The sequence below is a fragment of the Apilactobacillus sp. EABW-1NA genome, assembly GCF_030398685.1.
Lineage (GTDB): Bacteria > Bacillota > Bacilli > Lactobacillales > Lactobacillaceae > Apilactobacillus > Apilactobacillus waqarii.
In genome coordinates this window covers 1-21,380 of record NZ_JAPDKO010000021.1, presented here as the reverse complement: position 1 = coordinate 21,380, position 21,380 = coordinate 1, and the positions used below count along the sequence as shown (strand labels likewise).

General features: G+C 37.4%; 23 protein-coding genes. 5 read left to right on the top strand and 18 right to left on the bottom strand.

Annotation, left to right across the window (positions count from 1 at the left end; genetic code table 11):
* Positions 1 to 2 precede the first annotated feature (2 nt).
* On the top strand, positions 3 to 314 hold the full coding sequence (locus tag OEZ61_RS06290) for a hypothetical protein (RefSeq protein ID WP_198178268.1): 312 nt from the start codon (positions 3 to 5) through the stop codon (positions 312 to 314).
* On the top strand, positions 304 to 1,236 hold the full coding sequence (locus OEZ61_RS06285) for a polysaccharide deacetylase family protein (RefSeq protein ID WP_225349258.1): 933 nt from the start codon (positions 304 to 306) through the stop codon (positions 1,234 to 1,236). The genes OEZ61_RS06290 and OEZ61_RS06285 overlap by 11 nt, the downstream gene beginning before the upstream one ends.
* 96 nt (positions 1,237 to 1,332) lie before the next feature.
* Here OEZ61_RS06285 and OEZ61_RS06280 read toward each other — a convergent pair whose 3' ends face one another.
* Together OEZ61_RS06280 and OEZ61_RS06275 are read right to left on the bottom strand one after the other, a co-directional pair.
* The gene (locus OEZ61_RS06280) at positions 1,333 to 2,025 is read right to left on the bottom strand and encodes a 2,3-diphosphoglycerate-dependent phosphoglycerate mutase (RefSeq protein ID WP_034532690.1); all 693 of its coding nucleotides are present in this window, start codon (positions 2,023 to 2,025) and stop codon (positions 1,333 to 1,335) included.
* Positions 2,026 to 2,095: 70 nt separating this feature from the next.
* Positions 2,096 to 3,142: an AI-2E family transporter gene (locus OEZ61_RS06275; protein WP_081034703.1), complete on the bottom strand. Its 1,047-nt coding sequence runs from the start codon at positions 3,140 to 3,142 to the stop codon at positions 2,096 to 2,098.
* 148 nt (positions 3,143 to 3,290) lie between these two features.
* Between OEZ61_RS06275 and OEZ61_RS06270 the strand changes: the two genes are divergently transcribed.
* The 3 genes from OEZ61_RS06270 (at position 3,291) to OEZ61_RS06260 (ending at position 6,968) form a co-directional block, all read left to right on the top strand.
* Positions 3,291 to 4,469, top strand: coding sequence for a cyclopropane-fatty-acyl-phospholipid synthase family protein (locus OEZ61_RS06270; RefSeq protein ID WP_290047162.1), 1,179 nt, complete (start codon positions 3,291 to 3,293; stop codon positions 4,467 to 4,469).
* A 205-nt stretch (positions 4,470 to 4,674) separates the two neighbouring features.
* The gene (locus OEZ61_RS06265) at positions 4,675 to 5,766 is read left to right on the top strand and encodes a PTS sugar transporter subunit IIC (protein WP_041152855.1); all 1,092 of its coding nucleotides are present in this window, start codon (positions 4,675 to 4,677) and stop codon (positions 5,764 to 5,766) included.
* Between the two features lie 131 nt (positions 5,767 to 5,897).
* Complete coding sequence (locus OEZ61_RS06260; protein WP_290047164.1) at positions 5,898 to 6,968, top strand: PTS sugar transporter subunit IIC; 1,071 nt, start codon at positions 5,898 to 5,900, stop codon at positions 6,966 to 6,968.
* A gap of 54 nt (positions 6,969 to 7,022) precedes the next feature.
* Here OEZ61_RS06260 and OEZ61_RS06255 read toward each other — a convergent pair whose 3' ends face one another.
* The 16 genes from OEZ61_RS06255 to OEZ61_RS08220 all read right to left on the bottom strand — a co-directional run bounded on the left by OEZ61_RS06255 (position 7,023) and on the right by OEZ61_RS08220 (position 21,377).
* Positions 7,023 to 7,355, bottom strand: a complete 333-nt coding sequence (locus OEZ61_RS06255; RefSeq protein ID WP_034532687.1) for an AzlD domain-containing protein — start codon at positions 7,353 to 7,355, stop codon at positions 7,023 to 7,025.
* Between the two features lie 27 nt (positions 7,356 to 7,382).
* Positions 7,383 to 8,120, bottom strand: a complete 738-nt coding sequence (locus OEZ61_RS06250) for an AzlC family ABC transporter permease (RefSeq protein WP_080719904.1) — start codon at positions 8,118 to 8,120, stop codon at positions 7,383 to 7,385.
* A 288-nt stretch (positions 8,121 to 8,408) separates the two neighbouring features.
* Positions 8,409 to 9,794, bottom strand: coding sequence for a D-alanyl-D-alanine carboxypeptidase family protein (locus tag OEZ61_RS06245; RefSeq protein WP_290047161.1), 1,386 nt, complete (start codon positions 9,792 to 9,794; stop codon positions 8,409 to 8,411).
* Positions 9,784 to 10,992: a HAMP domain-containing sensor histidine kinase gene (locus tag OEZ61_RS06240; RefSeq protein ID WP_051961190.1), complete on the bottom strand. Its 1,209-nt coding sequence runs from the start codon at positions 10,990 to 10,992 to the stop codon at positions 9,784 to 9,786. The genes OEZ61_RS06245 and OEZ61_RS06240 overlap by 11 nt, the downstream gene beginning before the upstream one ends.
* Positions 10,982 to 11,671 (bottom strand): response regulator transcription factor, encoded by a 690-nt coding sequence (locus OEZ61_RS06235; RefSeq protein ID WP_034532684.1) that lies wholly within the window; start codon positions 11,669 to 11,671, stop codon positions 10,982 to 10,984. The genes OEZ61_RS06240 and OEZ61_RS06235 overlap by 11 nt, the downstream gene beginning before the upstream one ends.
* A gap of 120 nt (positions 11,672 to 11,791) precedes the next feature.
* On the bottom strand, positions 11,792 to 12,928 hold the full coding sequence (locus OEZ61_RS06230; protein ID WP_053796278.1) for an IMP dehydrogenase: 1,137 nt from the start codon (positions 12,926 to 12,928) through the stop codon (positions 11,792 to 11,794).
* 91 nt (positions 12,929 to 13,019) lie between these two features.
* Entirely contained in the window at positions 13,020 to 13,748 is a 729-nt protein-coding gene (locus OEZ61_RS06225; protein ID WP_052471508.1) for a DUF1129 family protein, read from the bottom strand.
* Positions 13,749 to 13,766: 18 nt separating this feature from the next.
* Positions 13,767 to 14,867 (bottom strand): redox-regulated ATPase YchF, encoded by a 1,101-nt coding sequence (gene ychF / locus OEZ61_RS06220; RefSeq protein WP_290047160.1) that lies wholly within the window; start codon positions 14,865 to 14,867, stop codon positions 13,767 to 13,769.
* Positions 14,868 to 14,894: 27 nt separating this feature from the next.
* On the bottom strand, positions 14,895 to 15,083 hold the full coding sequence (locus tag OEZ61_RS06215) for a DUF951 domain-containing protein (RefSeq protein WP_034532678.1): 189 nt from the start codon (positions 15,081 to 15,083) through the stop codon (positions 14,895 to 14,897).
* Between the two features lie 14 nt (positions 15,084 to 15,097).
* Positions 15,098 to 15,979 carry a ParB/RepB/Spo0J family partition protein gene (locus OEZ61_RS06210; protein WP_034532676.1) on the bottom strand — a complete coding sequence of 294 codons (882 nt, stop codon included), beginning with the start codon at positions 15,977 to 15,979 and terminating at the stop codon, positions 15,098 to 15,100.
* Positions 15,969 to 16,736, bottom strand: coding sequence for an AAA family ATPase (locus OEZ61_RS06205; protein WP_034535006.1), 768 nt, complete (start codon positions 16,734 to 16,736; stop codon positions 15,969 to 15,971). Before OEZ61_RS06205 ends, OEZ61_RS06210 begins: the two co-directional genes overlap by 11 nt.
* Positions 16,737 to 16,754: 18 nt before the next feature.
* Positions 16,755 to 17,492 carry a 16S rRNA (guanine(527)-N(7))-methyltransferase RsmG gene (gene rsmG, locus OEZ61_RS06200; RefSeq protein WP_160184634.1) on the bottom strand — a complete coding sequence of 246 codons (738 nt, stop codon included), beginning with the start codon at positions 17,490 to 17,492 and terminating at the stop codon, positions 16,755 to 16,757.
* Positions 17,493 to 17,666: 174 nt separating this feature from the next.
* Positions 17,667 to 18,986, bottom strand: coding sequence for an NCS2 family permease (locus OEZ61_RS06195; RefSeq protein WP_290047159.1), 1,320 nt, complete (start codon positions 18,984 to 18,986; stop codon positions 17,667 to 17,669).
* A 39-nt stretch (positions 18,987 to 19,025) separates the two neighbouring features.
* A complete protein-coding gene (locus OEZ61_RS06190; protein WP_057197454.1) occupies positions 19,026 to 20,273 on the bottom strand; it encodes a nucleoside transporter C-terminal domain-containing protein in 1,248 nt (415 codons plus the stop codon).
* Between the two features lie 87 nt (positions 20,274 to 20,360).
* Positions 20,361 to 21,176 (bottom strand): phosphopentomutase, encoded by an 816-nt coding sequence (locus OEZ61_RS06185; protein WP_198178265.1) that lies wholly within the window; start codon positions 21,174 to 21,176, stop codon positions 20,361 to 20,363.
* A 120-nt stretch (positions 21,177 to 21,296) separates the two neighbouring features.
* Entirely contained in the window at positions 21,297 to 21,377 is an 81-nt protein-coding gene (locus OEZ61_RS08220; protein WP_225349253.1) for an IS3 family transposase, read from the bottom strand.
* Positions 21,378 to 21,380: the final 3 nt, after the last annotated feature.

Below are 21,380 nucleotides of genomic sequence, written 5' to 3'. Positions count from 1 at the left end.
TTATGAAGAAAGATTTGAGAAATGATTACGAAACATTCGTAATCAGAAAGAGCATCAGTCCATTAAGACGCTTAGTTCACTTTATTCTATTCACTGCTTTATGGATTTACGTTGCCTTTGTTTTAGTCGTAAACTTCGCTTTTCTATTTGGTTTCTACAGTGATGATTTCGTTAGTTTCTACCTATTATTAAACCTAAATTACGATTTATACATCAAACTATTAATTGCAATTGCTGGATTAATTATTATCACTGCAATATACTCAACATTTAGATTAGTTTACTTACGGAGGTTAAACAAAAATGTCAAATAAGAATCAAAAAATGACAAGAAAGCAACGTAAGATTATTGTTATTATTCTAGCAATCATTCTGTTCGTCATTATGTCATTTACTATTCACAGATCTGTTGAATACGATAAAGGTAGCAGTGAATACTACGGATTAACTAAGCAAGAAGAAAAAGCTAAAAACGGTGTCTTGGTATTTTGTTACCACCGCATCCTAAAGAACAACTTCGGGGTTAACGTTTCAAGAACACTATCAACTAACTCACAACTTCATGATTTTGATGTTCCTGCTAACGAATTCAAAGAACAAATGGAATTCCTACACAAGCACAATATCAAAGTTATCTCAGGTGCTGAAATGGTTAAGATGACCAATTCAAAGAAGCCAATCAAAGGTAAGTACGCTGTACTGACATTTGATGATATCGATAGAACTACTATTGATAACGCTATTCCAATCATGAAGAAGTACAACTACCCATTCACTACTTTCATTATCACTGGTAACACGGGTAGATATCGTGAAGGTACTCAACTAGCAACATGGTCACAAATTCATTACGCTAGACAAGAAGCTGGTAACCTAATGACAATTGGTGTTCACACCAACAACATGCATTACCTTACTTCAAACCTAATTCCAGTGTTTAACCTACCTAAGAATTACGATCGATTTACAAAAGACTTCGTTAAATCTAGAGAAGTTCTAAAAGCACACACTGGTATTTATGCTGATTCATTCGCCTACCCTTACGGTGGTGGTACTCCTAGAATTTCTCAATTCTTAGCAAGACAACCTCACCTAGGCTGGGTTGGTACACTTGATTCCGGTACTGTTTACAACCATGGTAACGGTAATCACACTGATCCAATCTACACACCAAGAATGATTATTAATACAAACAGTTGGCCAAGCATCAGAGAATGGTTCTTAAAGAAAAGCTAACTAAAACAAAAAGCCATACGAATTAATCGTATGGCTTTTTTAGTACCCTTTTTAAGCAAATAAAAAAGCCCTCAAGAGAGGACTTCTTTTTAGTTATTACTTGTCTAATTTAGTCTTGTTTTGAACTTCTAGCTTATCGTTGAATTCGTAAACTACAGGTTCACCAGTCTTCATTTCAAGATCCATGATGTCGTCATCGGAGATTCTTTCAATGTACTTGCTTAATGCACGTAGTGAGTTACCGTGTGCAGCGATGATAACGTTCTTGCCGTCTAATAGCTTAGGAGCAATTTCGTCAGCCCATAGAGGCATAACACGTTCTAGAGTAACCTTTAGGTTTTCACCACCAGGGATTAAGTTAGGATCTAAGTCCTTGTAACGACGGTCGTTTACAGCTGAACCTTCGTCATCTGCACTCAATAGTGGAGGTAGTGTGTCGTATGAACGACGCCAAATGTGAACTTGTTCGTCTCCGTACTTTTCAGCAGTTTCTTTCTTGTTTAGACCTTGTAGACGACCGTAATGACGTTCGTTTAGTCTCCAAGTCTTAGTTTCAGGTACCCATAGTTGGTCTGATTCTTCTAAGGCGTAGTGTAAAGTCTTGATAGCACGAGTTAGAACTGAAGTGTATGCGTAATCAAATTCTAGTCCTGCCTTCTTAACTAATTTACCAGCTTCTTTAGCTTCTTCTACACCTTTATCGCTTAAATCAACATCTTCCCAACCAGTGAATTGGTTTGAAAGGTTCCATTGACTTTGTCCGTGACGGATTAATACAAGTTTTGACATAGGTCGAAAACCCCTTTCTATTTCTTAAATCAACAATACTATTTTACATCAAAAGTAAAAAATTTACATCCTATTTGACAATTCTCTTTATATTTATTGCCTTTTTGTTTTCACCCTTTACTCCTAAAATTTCTAGGAAGAAGGCTAGAATTGGTACAGAGACGATTAAGCCCCATGTTCCGAATATTTCTTCACCAATTATTAAGGCACAAAATGTATAGAAAATTGGTAACTCTGTTCTAGAAGACATTAGTTTTGGATTCAAAATGTATGCTTCTAGGAAGTGGACTACAGCAATCATAATAATTAGGTAAATGATGTACTTCAATCCACCTACGGAATAACCGACAATGGATAAAGGTACCAATGAAATGATTACACCAGCAACCGGCACTAAACTTAGGAAGAAGATCATAATTGATAGAATTACCAATTGTGGAATTCCCATGAATGCCATGATTAAGGTAGTAAAGATGGTGTTAAATAGCGCAATCAAGAATTGTGCTTCTAACACGACACCAAATGTCTTGGTAAATGTCTTAGCAAAGTAGTAGACGTCTTGGAAGAACCATGAAAATTCTGCATCCAAGAAGCGTTTGCTAAACTCACCCATTGATTTTTCTTCTAATGTAAAGAAGAAACTCAAGATTAGAGATAAAAAGAATGTTACCCCCATTTGGCCTACGCTAGATACATATTGAAGAATAATTGAGAAGCTCCCCTTCACTTCACTTAAGAAGTTAGAACGGTGGATGAACTGAACAATCATTTCTTTAATTTGGGTAGTACCATGAAGGTTATTTGGATCTTCGTAGAAATCAATAATGTGTTTTGATGCTGTAACAGCTTGGTCGTAAATTACCGGTGAGTAAATTGCAACCGCAGTTACTACCCCAGCAATAAATAGTAGATAAGTCAAAATGACTATGATTGGTGCTGGAATTTTAATGTATCTTCTAATAAAGCCGACCCATTTGGTGACTAGCAATGAGAAGATAAAGGTTAGTAGTAACATACTCATCATTGAGCGCATTAGATATAAAACAAAGATTATAAAAATCAATACACACCAGCGTCTTAGTTTAACGTTGGCTAAAAATTTATCCCACAGTTTCATAATTCACCCCGCTATTTAGTTATGTTTTAATTATAACATTTTACACTATAAAAAATAATCAAATTAGTCGGTGTCTTTACTTACATAAAGTACCCTCATAAGAGTATAATGAGTTCGTGGTTTTATTAATAAAGAAAGGACTGTTCTCATGTTTGAAAAAACTTTTTATAAAACATTTTTTAAACACGGATTTAATGAACCAATCCAAGTAAATTATTGGGACGGCAAATCTGAAAAATATGGTGAAGGTGAACCTAAGGCTACCATCACTATGAAAGAACCAATTCCGATCAAGGATATTAGAAAGAATGCTTCTATCGCATTGGGAGAAGCTTACATGGACGGAAAAATCGATGTTGATGGAAGTATCGAAGACCTAATCGTTTCAGCTTACCAAAAATCAACTAGTTTTATTCGTGACCATAAATACATTAATTTCCTACCTAAGCAAAATCATAACGAGTCCACCAGTAAGAAGGACATTCAAAGTCACTACGATATCGGTAATGACTTCTACAAGATTTGGTTAGATAAGACAATGACCTATTCATGTGCTTACTTTGAAAATCCTGACGATGACTTGTACGATGCTCAAATGCAAAAAGTACACCACATTATCAAGAAACTAGATCCTAAGCCAGGTCGTACCCTACTAGACATTGGTTGTGGTTGGGGTACATTAATGCTAACTGCTGCTAAAGAATACGGACTAAACGTAGTCGGTGTTACTTTAAGTCAAGAACAATGCGATTACGTAAACGCACAAATTGAAAAATTTGGTTTACAAGATCAAGCAGAAGTTCGCTTACAAGATTACCGTCAACTAGGTGATGAACATTTTGATTACATCACTTCAGTTGGTATGTTCGAACACGTTGGTAAAGAAAACTTGAACGAATACTTCTCATGCATCAACAAATACCTAAAGGACCATGGTGTTGCTTTAATTCACGGAATTACTAGACAACAAGGTGGAGCCTACAACGGTTGGATTAATAAGTACATCTTCCCTGGTGGATATGTTCCAGGTATGACTGAAAACCTAGATCACATCATCAACAATGGTCTTCAAATCTATGACTTAGAATCATTAAGAAGACACTACCAATACACATTGGAACACTGGGACAAGAACTTTAACGATCATATTGATGAAGTTAAAGAAGTCATGGGTGATGACGAACGCTTCTTAAGAATGTGGGACTTATACCTAAAGACATGTGCTGGTTCATTCAAGGCTGGTAACATTGACGTTATGCAATACTTAATCTCAAAGGGTCCTTCAGGACAAGAACTACCAATCACTAGAGATTACATGTACAAATAATTGAAAAAACCATTAAAAAACATCGGTGAAAAAATTTCACCGATGTTTTTTCTTTTAATTGTCTTGACTTTTATTTCTGACTTATGGTTTAATTATAAAAATTTTAATTAGTTTCTAATCTAATTCTAATTTTTAAAATACAAATACTTTTAAGTAAGGGAGTTGATTCAATATGATAAATGCAACAAAAGACGATTCACCTCAGATGAACGCCGCGAATCTTGCGCACGTTGAAGTAAAATCTGGGTTTAAGGATAGTGTATATTTAGTGTTCAATGGGGTGTCTAATGCGATTTTAGTCACACTAGGTGTTGGTTTATTATTAGGCGCTATTGCCAACTTTGTTCACTGGACAGCTTTAGCTGAAATTGGATTAATTTGCCAATACTTAATGGCCCCCGCCATCGGTGCTGCCGTTGCCTCACAATTGAAGACTAATACACTGGTGTTATTTAGTTCAATGATTGCCGCTACGGTTGGTGCAAACAACGTATTCTTCACATCAGCTGTGACGAATGCAGTTACTGCAACCGGACACGTATTACCTCAACCAGCAGGTTCAGCCGTCTTCATGATCGGTCAACCTGTTAGTGCATTAGGTGGCGCTGTTGTCGCCACAGTCATTGGTAAATACTTAACCGGAAAAACACCTTTGGATATGTTCTTAGTACCATTTGCAGCTACATTTGTAGGATGTGTTGCGGCCTTAGGCTTTGCAACAGTCACTACCCCTGCTCTTGTATGGTTATCAGGAGTAATTGCTAAGACCATGGTTATTAACCCATTCGTTGGTGGATTAGTAATTTCTGTTGTATGGGCAATTTTTCTAATGACCCCTGCCTCATCAGCAGCATTAGCAATTGCTGTTATGTTGGATCCATTATCGTCAGGTGCTGCATTATTAGGAACAACCGCACAATTCGTATCATACACAGTGATGTCATATCGAGTAAACAAGCCAGGTGCAAACATTGCCCAAGGTTTAATTACTCCAAAGGTTCAATTTGGTAACATCACCAAAAACCCATACATCGCAATTCCTGGTATCGTCTCTGCTGCAGTTATCGGACCAATTGGAACATTAGTATTTCATTTCTCAGTATCATACAAGATTGCTGGATTAGGTTTGAACTCACTAATTGCTCCAATTACCCTTGCTTCTGAAAGTATGCCAAAACTAGCTATCTACGTAGTCTTGGGTGTAGTTGTACCAGCTGTAATTTCAGTGGTACTTGTTAAAGTTCTAAAGGCTGCTCATAAAATCAAAAATGACGACATGAAAATCGATATTGTCTAATCATTAAAAAGTACTGGCGGTTATCGCTAGTGCTTTTTAGTATATTTGCAGCCCGGTAGAACTTAGTTTTCTATATAAGGGAGTGGATTCAAATGATTGATGTAGCAAAAAAAGACGCCCCACAAATTGATATGGTAAAGCCTTTTTCTTCCGTCAAAGAAAATGTCTTTTTGGTAGTAAGTGGTGTCTCAAACGCAATTTTTGTTACGCTGGGTATCGGAATGTTGATAGTTGCCATCGCCAACTTAGTTCACTGGTCTGCGCTATACCAGATTGGTGTCATTGACCAGGTACTAATGGCCCCCGCTATCGGTGCCGCCGTTGCTCATCAGCTAAAGACCAATACATTGGTTATGTTTAGCTCGATGCTCGCAGCAATGGTTGGTGCCAACAACGTTTTCTTCACTGAAAAAACAATCAACGCCGTCACAGCGACAGGTCATTTGCTATCTCAGCCTACCGGGTCATCAATATTTATGATTGGACAACCAATTAGTGCTTTAGGTGGTGCTATTATCGCTACACTTATCGGAAAGCACCTATCGGGGAAAACACCATTGGATATGTTCTTAGTACCATTCTGTGCAACAATGCTGGGATCAATAATCGCGTTAGGCTTAGCTGCAATCACAACTCCTGCTCTAGTATGGATATCAAAAGTAATTGCAAAAAGCATGATTGTAAACCCAATCGTCGGATCAATTACCGTTGCGTTAGTCTGGTCAGTATTCTTAATGACGCCTGCATCGTCTGCAGCACTGGCGATAGCGGTTATGTTAGATCCGCTATCTTCTGGAGCGGCACTACTTGGGACGACCGCCCAATACGTATCATACACAGTAATGTCATTTAAAGTTAACCGTCCTGGTGCAAACATTGCCCAAGGACTAATTACCCCAAAGGTGCAATTCGGTAACATCACTAAGAATCCATATATTCTGATTCCTGGAATGGTTTCATCAGCGGTTGTCGCCCCTATTGGAACGTTATTATTCCATTTCTCCACGACATACAAACTAGCCGGTCTGGGAACCAACTCATTAATCGTTCCCCTCACTTTCGCTAGTCAAAGTCTATCCAAACTATCAATCTATGTTGTGCTAGGCATTGTGACGCCTTCAATTATCTCAGTAACAATCCTAAAGATATTAAAGGCGTGCCATAAGGTAAAAAACGATGATATGAAGATGCATATCGTATAAAACAAAACTAAAAAAGCACCGGTCAATTGACCAGTGCTTTTATTTTTTCTTTGTTTAAATAAATACTGCTAATACTAACACAGCAGCTAATCCCAAAATTACTGATAGCGCCATTGATCTTGTCCAATAAGCAATAATAAACACGATTAAGGCAGCTACTAGTTCAGGTGCTTTTCCTGATACCGATAAGGTATATGATGATGTGATACATAAGTCCTTAACAACCAATGAGGTAAATAGGGCAATAGGTATGTAACCCATCCATTCGTTAAACCACTTAGGAATCTTTCTTGTTCTAAAGAAAGCTAGTGGGACGAATCTAGGGATAAAAGCAACCACAAAACATAATATAATCAACCAAAAATGTTGAGTTGAATTCCATTCCATAGAATATCTCCTAATCCGTTTTTAAAGTTATTCAGTCTCTTCTTCATCAAACTTATCTTCAGGGGTACCCGCAGGGTTCTTAAATAAGCGAAGCAAGCGATTCTTCTTGTACTTTTCGTAATGGCTTCTAATCAGTGATTCAACGAAGAATCCAACGAATGAAGCTAGCAGAGTTGAAACGACTAATCCTAAAGTGGATTTCATCAATAACATGAATGCAATTGCCAATACAATGGTTAATAAAATAATTAACACCTTTAGTAATGACTTCATTTGCATAACGATCATATAAATAAATAATGCAGTTAGCGCAAAATGAACAACTGTTAGATTAATTGAAAGTGATGAGCCAACTAAACTACCAATTATGGTACTAATTGTCCATACAACCAAAGCATAGTGTTCAATTTGTAATGCATCTTGAGCGGTAAACTTCTTATCAGTGGATAGTTTCAAATAATTTACAGCGTATGTTTCATCATTTAATGAGACTGCAAATATCACAGTAAACCAAAATGACTTACCTTGTAAATATTTAGAAATACTGGATCCTAATAATGCATATCTTAACTCTAGGAAAAACATCATAATTACAATTGATAATAATGGTGAGTTAATAGTTAACATGGAGGCAATCAAGAATTGTGCACCACCAGAGAAAACCATTAATGATACTAAAGCTGTCAATAAAGTATTAAATCCAGCTGCATGAAGTAAAATACCACATGCAATTCCAATGGGAACGTAGCTAATATTCAAAGGCATTGCCGTCTTCAAGTTGGTTAGCCAACGCGGTTCATTTGGATTTGGTACTTGCTTTGTCAAATAATATTCCCCCGTTTAAAAACAATAGGTCTTAATTTTCAACGATTTGTAAACAGTCAGATAAAAATCAAACTTTACCTACTATTATAACGCAAAATAGTTTATTTTATCTAACTTATTTACATAATTTTAATAAAACATCATCATTTTATTAGCATAAACACAGCGAATATACTGTTTGTTCAACGTTCGCAATAAAAAAAGAGTTATCATTTTAATAACTCTTTTTTAGAATAAACTGGCAATCCATCTCCATGCTCTCACGAAAATGTTAGGTTTATCTCCATCATGATTAGCAATTAAATCAATACGATTGGACACGCCTTTCATATACTTCACATTGGAGACTTTAGCTGTGGCAATCTTGTCTCCCTTATCGAACCCCGCATCAACGCTTGATCCGTCAGCATATTCACCAGTTGACTTGATGTCTTTAATATTTATTTTTTGTTTCTTAGTTAACCAAACACCTTGAGTATTTGAAACGGCTAAATCAACCGAATCGTCCTTACCGTTTTCCACCTTAATCTTACCGGTATTTCTACCATCAGTGACGTTCTTAACAGTTTGACCATGAGATAACTTAACATAGTGATACTTTTCGTAAACATACTTCATAAGCTTTCTGGTTTGGATAAAACGAGCTGGATCGTATTGACCAGAGTTAGGAACTCCCATTACTACGGTGATAATACGGTGACCATTCTTAACCGCTGTTCCTGTAAAGCAAGCCTTAGCAGTATCGGATGTTCCTGTCTTTAGCCCATCGACCTTGATGTCAGGTAATTCTTGGCTTCTACCCTTAATCATCCAATTCCAATTTAACATTGTTTGACCGTCAAACTTGGTGGTATTAGCTGAAGTGGTTTTTAAAATATCTGGGTAGTATTTCAAAATCTTCATTGCTAATAGCGCCATGTCGCGAGCTGATAGCTTGTTTTCGGCATCAGATGATGCATCCTTAAAACCAAGCGATCCGACTTCACCGTTGGTTAAACCACAGGCAGTATATATCTTGGCATCGGTAATGCCAATCTTCTTAGCTTCCTTACGCATTAGCAAGGCAAACTTTTGGGTACTACCCGCTACACCGTATCCCAATGCCATAGTTGCGGCATTTTCAGAATAGATGGCGGTTTGATAAAGTTGTCTGATTGTGTATGAATGACCCAAACGTAATTTTACATTGGCGTAATTATGATCGACACTTAAATCATGAAGTGCCTTGTTAATCTTTACTTTGTCATCCCAATGAATCTTACCTTCTTTAATGTACTTTAAAGTAACGTATAAAGTTAACAACTTACTCATTGAAGCAGTTGGTAATGATTCATTGATGTTTTTAGCATACAACACTTGACCGGTTTGATAGTCAATCGCAATTGCTGACTTAGCGGTCAGTGTTAGTGGTTGGTTCGTACTTAATAACTTATCAACCTCTTGGCCTAATTTCTTACTGCGTTCAATTGCAACAGCCTTTGAAGTGTTGGAATCAGCAGTAGTTGTACTAGTTGTGGCCTTAGTTCTTTGAGCACTTGCTGTTAAAGGCATTGTAATGAATATAACTAATGCAATTAAAGCAATACTAAGCTTGGAAACAAGCTTACTTTGCATTATCGATAACCTCCTGTTGCCCTTCTTCATGTTTAGTTGGTGTTAACTTATCACCATGTTTGATTGGTAGATGGAGTGTAAACGTTGTTAATTCATCATTAGATGCCACTGAACAGTAACCACCATGGATATTAACAACTTCGTAGACGATTGCTAATCCAAGACCGGTTCCTCCAGTTGACTTGTTACGTGAGTTTTCGACACGGTAGAAACGATCAAAAACATGTTTAATGGATTCTTCTGGAATCTTTTCCCCATCATTAGAAACCTTGATTTCTAATTCCTTTTCATTGACACGGAAACCTTCAACATAAATGTTGTGACCGTCGTGACCGTACTTCAAGGCGTTATTGATTAAATTATTAACAGCTCGTGCCAAGTCGCTTGGACTACCATCAATCACTAACTTATCGAAGTTGGTCTTGCTATGCATTTGCATATCCTTTTCGGCCATTTCTAAATCAAATCCAGCAGCGATTTGGTCAATCATTGCCTTCATTTCAATCTTTCTAGTATTTAGCTTACTGTAATCTTTATCAGTGATTTTTGTGTATTCAAATAAATCATCGGCCAAAGTCTTCATTTGTCTAGCCTTTGAGTAGGCAATATGAACATACTTAGCCAAATCTTCTTCACTTGTGTATTGTTTGTTCTCAATCAAGCCTAAGTACCCAATGATGGAAGTCAAAGGTGTTCTAATATCATGTGAAACGTTTGAGATTAACTCATCCTTTGATTTTTCAGTCTTTAGTTCTTCAGACATTGAGTGAATAACGTTATTAACTAATACATTAATGCTTTCAACGATTCGTTGATCATCACCGATTAGCTTATATGGGATTGTGTAATCGAAATTACCATCCGCAATATAGTGCAAATCGTTAATAATATGTTGCTCTTGAATACGTTTATAATGCATGAACAAACGAATATACAACACAAACATATCCAATGCAGCAATCATAACTACAAATCCATTGCTCCAACTCCATAGTTGGATATGATTTCCTGCAATTAAAGAGTTACCAAAGCGGATTAACTGATTACGCCAATCCGGATGGGTTGTGTAATACACCTCCGTTGCAAAGAAAACCAAGAAATTAACTAACAATATAAACAAACTAGTTAGAATAGCATCAGTAACTAATCCAATTCGTTCCTTATGTGTTAACTTAATTGATTTACTATTATTCTTCATTGATTCTGTATCCTACTCCCCAGACAGTTTCGATAATCTTCTTACCGTCTGTAGCTTCTTCTAGCTTATCACGTAAGTGACTCACGTGGACCATAACGGTCTTAGCAGAAATAATACTTTCTTGACGCCATACTCGTTCAAATATTTCATTGGCAGAGTATACACGACCTGGATGACTTGCTAATAGGTATAAAATACCGAATTCAATTGCAGTTAATTGAATGGACTTGCCATCACTAGTCTTAACTTCGTGAGATTCACGGTTAATAGTCAAAGTAGCAACGTTTAGCACTTCAGGTTCCCCTACGACAACCTTATCAGTGTATCTTCTTAAAATTGAGTGCATTCGAGCCATTACTTCAAGTGGATTAAATGGTTTTGTTATGTAGTCATCAGCACCACCAACAAGTCCTTCAATCTTATCAATGTCTTCTGTCTTTGCAGATAGAATCATGATTGGTAAACTAATTTCTCTTCTTACTCGTTTTAATACTTCAAAACCAGACATTTTTGGCATCATAATATCTAGAATCATAAGTCCAATGTCACTATTTTTTCTTAATTCAGTTAGGGCGGCTTCCCCGTCATTTACAATGACTGTTTCGTATCCTTCGTTTCGTATGTAAATCTTTAATAATTCAGCAATTTCTTGATCGTCGTCTACTACTAAAACTTTCATTTAGACGCCTTCTTTCTTTTTGTTTATATAGTTTAATATTAACACACTATAAGGATTTGTTATATAAATGTAAATAAAAAAGACGCTATTTTTTTAGCGTCTTTTAATGTTTTTAATATTTTATTTATAATTTGGCGCATCCTTTGTGATTTGAACATCATGAGGATGTGATTCAATCAATCCTGCGCTAGTAATTTGAACAAATTGAGCATCGTCATTCATTGTTTGAATATCTTTTGATCCAGTGTATCCCATGGCAGATCTTAAACCACCAACCATTTGGAATACAACATCTTTAGCTGAACCCTTATATTCAACACGAGCTTCGATACCTTCTGGAACTAGCTTGTTGGCTTCGTTTACTTCACCTTGGAAGTAACGGTCAGCTGAACCATGTTGCATGGCTCCAACGCTTCCCATTCCACGGTATGCTTTATACTTAATTCCATTTTCTTCGAAAATTTCACCAGGAGCTTCGTCAGTCCCTGATAACATGCTTCCAAGCATTACGGCGTTACCACCGGCAGCAATTGCCTTAGCAGCATCACCTGAGTACTTGATACCACCGTCGGCGATGATTGGCTTGCCCCATTTTCTTGCAACTTCAGCTGCATCATATACAGCAGTTAGTTGAGGAACACCAACACCAGCGATAATTCTAGTGGTACAAATTGAACCAGGGCCAATACCAACTTTAACTACGTCAACACCTGCTTCGAATAAATCGTTAGTTGCTTGTCCTGTAGCAACGTTACCAGCGATGATTGTCTTGTCAGCATACTTAGCTTTGATTTCTTTTACTTTTCTGATAACTCCTGCAGAGTGACCATGAGCAGTATCAATAATAATAGCGTCAGCACCAGCTGCAAACAAAGCTTCCACACGCTTGAATGTATCTGATGTAACACCAACAGCAGCGGCACATAATAAATGGTTATTAGCATCAACTGCTGCGTTAGGGGTTTTGTCGGTCTTTTCTACTGCTTTGACCTTCTTAACTTCTGCGGCTTGATCATCGATAATCATGTTCTTGTGAATTACACCTAATCCACCAACTTCAGCCATGGCAATCGCCATATCTGAGGTTGTAACAGTATCCATACTTGCACTTAAAAATGGTACGTTTAGCTTAACATCATCTGATAAACGAACTGAAGTATCCACATCATTAGGTAAAACGTGACTTTCTGCTGGAATAAGCAATACGTCATCGAATGTTAATCCCTTTTTGGCAAACTTTGTGTTCCAATTATCCATAATCATAAAACCCCTATCTATTTATTTTTTAATGTCTAATATACAAAAAATGCCAGAGAAAATCAAATTTAATTTTCACTGACATTTATTTTTATCTTCTATTTGGTGTTCTAGGTGTCATCACATTAACTGTAATTTCGTAATTTTTGTGAATCCAGAACGCTGCGAATGCTGAGATTGCAGCTAAAATAAAGTTAACAATTGGTGATACGGCGATGTTAATTCCTGCTTGCGGAATTGAAACAATTACCATGAACGCACCAATCCACACAATTACTGATAGGATTAGTAAACCAAAGCGCACTAGGCCACTGTATTTGTGCTTAACGTTTCCGTCCAATAATCTAGTCATAATTGGCATAAAGATACCAAATACTAGAGAAATCAATATAAGTGATAAGATTCCGACTGATTGCTTGTCCTTAGCGTTAGTTTGAATCATCAAAGTGATTCCATATAGCAAGTTAAAGATCACGAAGAAGAACAATGCGTTAAAGATTGCATTAGGCGCAAAGTTATCCATCATTGAAATCTTCTTCTTTGGTGGGTTCATAATGAAGTTAATACGTTCTTCAACAGTACCGTATAAATTACGCGCAGTTGCACCGTGTTTTTGTTCAACTAGTAATTCATCCTTCATTTGGTTAACAATTTCGACCTTACGTTCATCTGATAGCTTGGTCTTCTTTAACTCTTTGTTAAATCTAAACATGTAATCTGAATTACGTTTAGTCAAACCAATCCCATCAAATTGTTGACGAGTCTTTTGTTCTGCTTCATGTCTGTTTTGTTGTACATGAGCATTTCTCTTTTCAGTCATTGATGTCGTCCTTTCCGATTAAACGTTGAATCTGAAGTTTACAATGTCACCGTCTTGCATAACATAATCTTTACCTTCAACACGTAGCTTACCAGCTTCCTTAACGGCTTGTTCGCTACCTAGCTTGTCTAGGTCGTCAAATGCCATTACTTCGGCTCTGATGAATCCACGTTCGAAGTCTGAGTGAATAATTCCGGCAGCTTGAGGAGCCTTGGTACCCTTTAGGTAAGTCCAAGCCTTAGTTTCCTTACCACCAGCAGTGAAGAATGTTTCTAGGCCTAATAGGTTGTATGAAGCACGAATTAGCTTGTTTAGACCTGGTTCAGTAACACCTTCAGCTTCTAGGAAAGTAGCTTTGTCTTCGTCATCTAATTCAGCAATTTCTTCTTCAGTTTCAGCAGCAATACCGATTGCTTGAGCGTTTTCCTTAGCAGCGTATTCCTTAACTAGTTGGAAGTACTTTGAGCCTTCTGGATCAGCCATGTCATCTTCTGAGATGTTAGCAACATATAGCACTGGTTTTGAAGTTAATAGGAATAATCCCTTAACGATTTTTTGTTCATCTTCATCAAAGTCGATTGAACGCACTGGTTTACCAGCTTCTAGGACTGGCTTAATCTTTTCTAGGACAGCTAATTCGGCAAGCGCATCTTCGTCCTTACCCTTAGCAGCCTTTTGAACACGACCTAAACGCTTAATAACTGCATCTAAATCAGAGATACCTAGTTCTAAGTTGATTGTTTCGATATCAGCGATTGGATCAACTTTACCAGTAACGTGGGTAATGTTGTCATCGTCAAAAGAACGAACAACGTGAACGATAGCGTCCACCTGTCTGATGTTTTCTAGGAACTTGTTACCAAGACCTTCACCCTTACTTGCACCCTTAACGATACCGGCAATATCGGTAAATTCGAAGGTAGTAGGCACAATCTTCTTAGCTGGAATTAGTTCTTGAATTCGATCAAGTCTGTCATCTGGTACTTCCACCATCCCTACGTTTGGGTCGATTGTGGCAAATGGGTAGTTAGCCATTTCCGCACCAGCTTTAGTAATCGCATTAAATAATGTAGATTTACCAACGTTTGGTAAACCAACAATTCCTGCTGTTAATGACATATTAATAATTCACTCTTTTCTTTAGATTTAATCTTCTTGTGTACTTTGAATTACTTTTTTCATTTTCTTTTCGAATTCGCGACGTGGAAGCATAACCACATGGCCGCACTTTTGACATTCAATTTTAATGTCTGCACCCATTCGAATAATCTTCCAACTATTCTCACCACATGGGTGGGCTTTCTTCATCATGACAACATCATTTAATGAATACATATTGAGCACTCCTTTTAGTCTAAGTTAATATCTAAAATTTGCAAAATGCGGTTTAAATCATCATCTGATGCGTAACTAATTTCAATCTTACCTGTACCCTTCTTAGAACGGTTATTTGAGATTGAAACGGATGTTTGGAATTTGTCTTGTAGTTCATTTTCAGAAGCACGCAAGAATGGTGACTTCTTAGTTGAACGACGTGGTTTCTTTTTCTTCTTAGGTGATGAACTTAGGTTTTCAATTTCCTTTTCAAGTTGGCGAACGGTCATAGTTTGTTCATACGCCTTCTTGGCCAATTTGATTAGTTCATCCTTCTTCTTAACTGATAGTAATGTTCTTGCTTGTCCCATTGAAAGTTGGTTCTTAGTAAGCATGTCCTTTACTTCAGTTGGTAAACCTAATAGACGTAGGTAGTTAGCGATGTATGGACGTGATTTACCTAAACGTTTTGATACTTCGGCTTGAGTGATGTCTAGCTTAGTCATCAAAGTGTTGTAAGCTTCAGCTTCTTCGATTGGATTTAAGTCCTCTCTTTGAAGGTTTTCCATCACGGCGATTTCCATCATTTGTTCATCAGAAGCATCACGAACAATTGCTGGAATCTTTTCCTTACCTGCCATGCGTGAAGCACGGTAACGTCTTTCACCAGCAAGAATTTCGTATTCGTCCTTGCTGCCGCTAGTCTTTCTTACAATGATTGGTTGGAATACCCCAGATTTTTCAATCGAACGGGTTAAATCTTTAAGTGCATTTGTATCGAAATGCGTTCTTGGTTGGAAAGGATTTGGAGATAACTTGGTTAGCTCTAATTCCAATACATCTTCTGAGTTGGCGTCGATATCATTATCAGCAAACAATGCTTGAATGCCTCGACCTAGTCCTTTGTTATTCACCATGAGCAGCTAACACTTCCTTTGCAAATTGCATGTATAATTCTGAACCCTTTGAATTTGGATCATAATCAATGATTGGTAATCCGTAACTTGGGGCTTCTGATAAACGCACATTTCTAGTAATGATTGTGTCGTAAACCTTGTCACCAAAGTACTTACGAACCTCATCGTTAACTTGTTGACCTAACTTAGTACGTGAGTCATACATGGTAAGTAGAACCCCTTCAACGTCTAGGTCTGGGTTAAAGTGCTTCTTAACTAATTGAACAGTGTTTAATAGTTGGCTTAGACCTTCTAGTGCGTAGTATTCGGTTTGCACTGGAATTAAGATTGAATCACTGGCAGTAAATGCGTTCACAGTGATTAATCCTAATGAAGGTGGACAGTCAACTAGCACGTAATCGTATTGATCTGAGACTGATTTTAGGGCATTTAATAAACGTGTTTCTCTCGCCATTTGAGGAGTTAATTCAATGTCTGCCCCTGATAGTTGAATTGTTGCTGGTACAATGTCTAAACCTTCATGTTTTGAAGGAATAATGGCTTCTGAGATTGGTTCTTCATTAACCAAGATATCGTAAATATCTTTTTGGATGTCGGATTTTTGAATACCTACTCCTGAAGTTGCATTTCCTTGGGCATCAGCATCAATTAGTAATACCTTTTTACCCATTGTTGCAAGGTCTGCACCTAGGTTAACGGAAGTGGTAGTCTTACCAACTCCACCCTTTTGATTAGCTAATGATATAACGTGTCCCATTAAAACCCCTCCTCTAGTCTACTTATTACTTGAACCAATTGGTTTCTTGTTCGGTGTACCCGCTTTTCTTGGGTATTGTTTTGGTGTGTTCTTCACTTTTTCTAACACTACCATGTTACGTGGATCATTTGAGACCGGAAGATTGAACTCATCATCGGAAATCATCTTACCACCTAGAGTAGTAATCGCGCTTTTTCCATCTGATAGTTCATCCTTTGCCTTAGATGCCTTTAGTGCAATCATTCGTCCGCCAACCTTAACTAGTGGCAAACAAAATTCTGCAAGCACACTCATTCGAGCAACTGCACGTGCGGTTGCAATATCAAATGATTCACGGTATTGAGATTTTTTACCACCAAATTCTTCTGCTCGGGCATGGTGTAATTCAACGTTAGTTAGTCCTAATTTAGTAATTAATTCATCCAAGAAGTTGATCCGTTTGTTCAATGAATCAATGATGGTGACCTTTAAGTTAGGAAAAACAATTTTTAACGGAATGGATGGGAAACCGGCACCGGCTCCAACATCACATAGGGTTAATTCTTCGGTTCTCAAGTCTTCTGCAAAGAATGCAGGAGTAATTGAATCAAAGAAATGCTTTAAATATACTTCATCCCTATCAACAATGGTTGTCAGGTTAACGTGTTCGTTAGTGGAAACTAACAACTCGTAGTAATCGGCAAATTGTTGCATTTGGTGGTCAGTCAATTCGATATTGTGTTTTGCTAATTGACTCTTGAATTCTTCTGGATTCATGCAAATCCTCCTATTGTGAAACATGATTGTTTCACATCTATCTATACTTTAACTGATATTAATCTTTTTTACAATCATGAAACATATACTTCTCCATTATAACCAAAATTAGGCTAATTCGTCACTAGATTATCAAAAAAATACATATAAAAAGACGATCATTCGATCGTCTTTTTATAGCATTGCTGTCATTATCAAATTGATAAAAAACAACCCACTTAAAATATAGTTAATTGTACTAATTGATTTAATTTGGCCATTGAAGATTTTCACGATTGGATAAGCAACGAATCCGAATGCTAATCCAATTGAGATGCTCCCGGTCAACGGAATCAATACAACGATTAGGAAAGCTGGGAACCATTCGGCAAAATCATCCATATTAATCGTCTTTAAGTTTGATAACATCAAAGCTCCCGTAATGATGATTACCGGAGCAATCGCAGCTTGTGGTACTAAGTCCAAAAAGCTGATGAAAAATGTTGAAAGTAAAAACATGATTCCAGCGGTAATCGACATGATTCCGGTTCTTGCCCCTAGTTGAAAACCAGCCACACTTTCGGCAGCCGATACGGTTGGACTAGTTCCTAAGATGCTGGAAATGATTCCGGTAATTGAAACACTTCTGAATGTTTTTTTAAACTTCTTCATGTCCGGTAATATTCCGGCATTTAATCCCATCGATTCAAACACCAAGATCATTGTCATTGAAAATGATGCCATGATAAATGGTGTCGTCCAGACGTTTTTAAAACTAAAGTCAAACAATGATTTGTGGTATTGCAAGATATCAATCAAGTGCGTGGTTTTAACCCCACTGTCATGAATGTGGAAGATAATTCCAACAATTGTAGTAATCACAATTCCGATGAAGAAGTTTCCCTTCACATTCTTAATGTATAGAACAATTGTTAAAATCAAACCAAAAATGGCTAGTAACAACGATGGATTCTTAAATGATCCAATCGTTAATAATGAATTCTTCCCTTGTTGAATCAAATCGGCCTTTTGAAGGCCAATCTCAACTAAAAATAAACCAATTCCGGCGGTGATTGCTGACTTCAATGAATCGGGAATACCACCCTGTAATATGTCCGTGAAGCGGCTAAATGCGATTAATGCAAACGCAATCGTCGATACCAATGAAACGGTCAACGCTTCTTGATATGACAATCCCATGTTCAACACCATCGTGTAGGTGAAGAACGCATTGACACCCATCCCCGGAGTAATCACTACTGGTGAATTCGCATAGAATCCCATGATAAAGCAACCGATGACGGAACTAATAATTGTCGCAAAGACGGTCTGGTGAACATCCATCCCCGCATCCGCTAGTATCATTGGGTTAACCACCAAGATATACGAAATCGCGAAGAATCCGGTAATCCCCCCTAAGACCTCTGTCTTAAAAATTTCTTCGTCCCTTAAAACGTCTAAAAGAGACAGCGCGGCTGTCTCTTTTTTTGACGTTTTGTTCAAATTATTACTCATTAAACAAAATCCTTAATCTATATATATTATGTTTCTATTTTACCATACAAATAGACCAACGATTCCTGCAGATAGTAGTGAAACTAAAATTCCTGATAGAATCATGTAACCTACACTCTTTGAAATAGCGTTGTTTACTTCACGGTTAACGATACCCTTGAATGCACCGATAATCATTCCTACTGTAGAAAGGTTAGCAAATGAAGTTAGGAAGACAGTTAATTGTGCACGGTAGTGAGGAGCGTATGAACCGATGTGTGATGATACTCTACCCATAACAACGAATTCGTTAGTTACCAGCTTAGTACCCATGTTTTGTGCAAAGTCAAAAGCAGTATGCACGTCAGAACCCATTAACCAAGCGAATGGGAACATGATGATTCCTAAGATGTGTTCTAGGGATAAACTAGGATTGATTGCACCTAAAATCTTATCGATTAATGCGGCTAAAGCAACGAATGCGATAACGTTTGCAGTAATGATTAAGATTAATTTACCAGCACCTAGGATTGAGTCACCCAAGAATGAGAAGAATGGTTCTTTCTTAGCTTCTTCTGCGTTTTCAGGATGTTCACCAACGGCAACTTCAGCAGTTTCTGAAGAACTACCTAACTTAGCGATAGTGTCTTCTTCTGGGCTAACTGAAGTTGGCATTAAAATACTAGTTACAATAACAGCATTTAAGATGTTCAATGGAACGGCAGTCAATACGTATTGACCTGGAACCATTTGAGTGTATGCGCCAAGAATTGAGGCAGTCACACATGACATTGACATCATGGCAATGACAACATTTCTTACTGCTGAGATTTGTTTTAATTGTAGAGTTGAAACAGCAAGTGCTTCAGTGTTACCTAAAAACATCATTTCAACAGCGAAGAATGATTCAAACTTAGGTTGGCCAGTTATGTATGCCAAACCTTTACCTACCCATTTGATGATCCAAGGTAGGATTCCAATGTAAGTTAAGATATCAAACACTGGAACGATTAATAAAATTGGTAGAAGTGCTGAAGTTACAAAGTCCATTGACTTAACGTGAACCCAATTAGGTAGAGCAAAAGCAATACCTTGGTAGGCTACTTCAACTAATGCTGAGAAACCATTGGCAGCGGCTTCAACAGCAGCACGACCCCATGCAAATTGTGTTAAACAGTAAGCGATTACTAGGTTTAACACTAAAACAGTAATTACTGAACGCCATTTAATTTCTTTCTTGTTCTTTGAAAAAATAAATGCAATCCCTAGGAAAACAATAATTCCTAAAATATTAACTAACAAATACATAAAATTTCTAATCCTTTCTCTGCGACAAAAAATATAGTGACAAATAGCTTATTTTAGTTGCGCAACACCCCTTTCAATTTTGATTAATTACATAACTTCATTGATAAAGTTTGGTTTAGTAATTTCCCCATCGTCTAAATCAAAGAACGCAACGATTGCGTTAGCAACCGCCCCTAATGAACGCTTAATTCCTAATGACTTACCTTCATCCTTATTTGGATTAAAGACGATTAGTGGTAAGTATTCACGCGTAATTCGATTATCTCTGGTTGGATCAATGGCATATGAGGATGTGATTAGTAGTAAATCATTATCCCTTAGTCGTTCTAAGACCTTACCGATTGTTTCATCTAACACATTTAGTTGCTTAGCATACCCGACACTGTCATCCATTCTGGCGAAGTGTCTTAACTCTGGTAACTGACAGTAAATTAACCCGCTCTTTTGGGTCCTCATTTTAGATGACAATTCAATAAAAGCTTTGCCATCATCAGGGACTTGGACCATTGAAATATCGTCCTGTTTTTCCCAATAATAAGCAAAGCTTGAAATAATTGAAACACTATGTTGTTTTTCTGCTAACAAGTCCATTACAGAAGCTGTACGGACACCAGCAGTGTAGTCAAACATCTCACGAAATGAGGCACTACCCCTGTTGCTGTCAACAGTGGTAACCATTTTCCCAAAGAAGCCACGAGGAGCGTCAACTTGTGGAATTGATTTAATCTCGTTGTCCCAGCGAACATTGCCAAGACCTAGGTTAATTAAATTAGAAACATTTAGCCCCTTATCAGCGATATGGCCTAATGTGTCGGCACCAATAGAATCAAAGCGATTGGCATCGGGAGCTTCGCCTAAACCAAGTGAAGCAATATCCAAAACAATCATTCTTTTGTGTGTCATTGTGTGCCCTCCTAATTTTATTTATTAACAAATGAGTATATCATAAATGGCAATTGTGTCAATAAAAAAAGGCGCGGATGATGTGCACCCCAAAAGTTGTACATTATTATATTGTTTTTCCTAGGCGGAAAGTTTCCGGTATTGAACCGGTGACTTTCCGCCTAGTTTTGTTTTAATACGATGATTATTGTAATAATCAATCCA

Coding starts and splice junctions, on each gene's coding strand:
- OEZ61_RS06285 (WP_225349258.1), top strand. CDS start 304: ATGTCAAATAAGAATCAAAAAATGACAAGAAAGCAACGTAAGATTATT.
- rsmG (WP_160184634.1), bottom strand. CDS start 17,492: ATGAATCCAGAAGAATTCAAGAGTCAATTAGCAAAACACAATATCGAA.
- OEZ61_RS06230 (WP_053796278.1), bottom strand. CDS start 12,928: ATGGATAATTGGAACACAAAGTTTGCCAAAAAGGGATTAACATTCGAT.
- OEZ61_RS06260 (WP_290047164.1), top strand. CDS start 5,898: ATGGTAAAGCCTTTTTCTTCCGTCAAAGAAAATGTCTTTTTGGTAGTA.
- OEZ61_RS06205 (WP_034535006.1), bottom strand. CDS start 16,736: ATGGGACACGTTATATCATTAGCTAATCAAAAGGGTGGAGTTGGTAAG.
- OEZ61_RS06240 (WP_051961190.1), bottom strand. CDS start 10,992: ATGAAGAATAATAGTAAATCAATTAAGTTAACACATAAGGAACGAATT.
- OEZ61_RS06235 (WP_034532684.1), bottom strand. CDS start 11,671: ATGAAAGTTTTAGTAGTAGACGACGATCAAGAAATTGCTGAATTATTA.
- OEZ61_RS06210 (WP_034532676.1), bottom strand. CDS start 15,979: ATGGTGAATAACAAAGGACTAGGTCGAGGCATTCAAGCATTGTTTGCT.
- OEZ61_RS06245 (WP_290047161.1), bottom strand. CDS start 9,794: ATGCAAAGTAAGCTTGTTTCCAAGCTTAGTATTGCTTTAATTGCATTA.
- OEZ61_RS06255 (WP_034532687.1), bottom strand. CDS start 7,355: ATGGAATGGAATTCAACTCAACATTTTTGGTTGATTATATTATGTTTT.
- OEZ61_RS06270 (WP_290047162.1), top strand. CDS start 3,291: ATGTTTGAAAAAACTTTTTATAAAACATTTTTTAAACACGGATTTAAT.
- OEZ61_RS06280 (WP_034532690.1), bottom strand. CDS start 2,025: ATGTCAAAACTTGTATTAATCCGTCACGGACAAAGTCAATGGAACCTT.
- OEZ61_RS06290 (WP_198178268.1), top strand. CDS start 3: ATGAAGAAAGATTTGAGAAATGATTACGAAACATTCGTAATCAGAAAG.
- OEZ61_RS06275 (WP_081034703.1), bottom strand. CDS start 3,142: ATGAAACTGTGGGATAAATTTTTAGCCAACGTTAAACTAAGACGCTGG.
- OEZ61_RS06190 (WP_057197454.1), bottom strand. CDS start 20,273: ATGTATTTGTTAGTTAATATTTTAGGAATTATTGTTTTCCTAGGGATT.
- ychF (WP_290047160.1), bottom strand. CDS start 14,867: ATGTCATTAACAGCAGGAATTGTTGGTTTACCAAACGTTGGTAAATCT.
- OEZ61_RS06195 (WP_290047159.1), bottom strand. CDS start 18,986: ATGAGTAATAATTTGAACAAAACGTCAAAAAAAGAGACAGCCGCGCTG.
- OEZ61_RS06185 (WP_198178265.1), bottom strand. CDS start 21,176: ATGACACACAAAAGAATGATTGTTTTGGATATTGCTTCACTTGGTTTA.
- OEZ61_RS06250 (WP_080719904.1), bottom strand. CDS start 8,120: ATGCCTTTGAATATTAGCTACGTTCCCATTGGAATTGCATGTGGTATT.
- OEZ61_RS06265 (WP_041152855.1), top strand. CDS start 4,675: ATGAACGCCGCGAATCTTGCGCACGTTGAAGTAAAATCTGGGTTTAAG.
- OEZ61_RS06215 (WP_034532678.1), bottom strand. CDS start 15,083: ATGTATTCATTAAATGATGTTGTCATGATGAAGAAAGCCCACCCATGT.
- OEZ61_RS06225 (WP_052471508.1), bottom strand. CDS start 13,748: ATGACTGAAAAGAGAAATGCTCATGTACAACAAAACAGACATGAAGCA.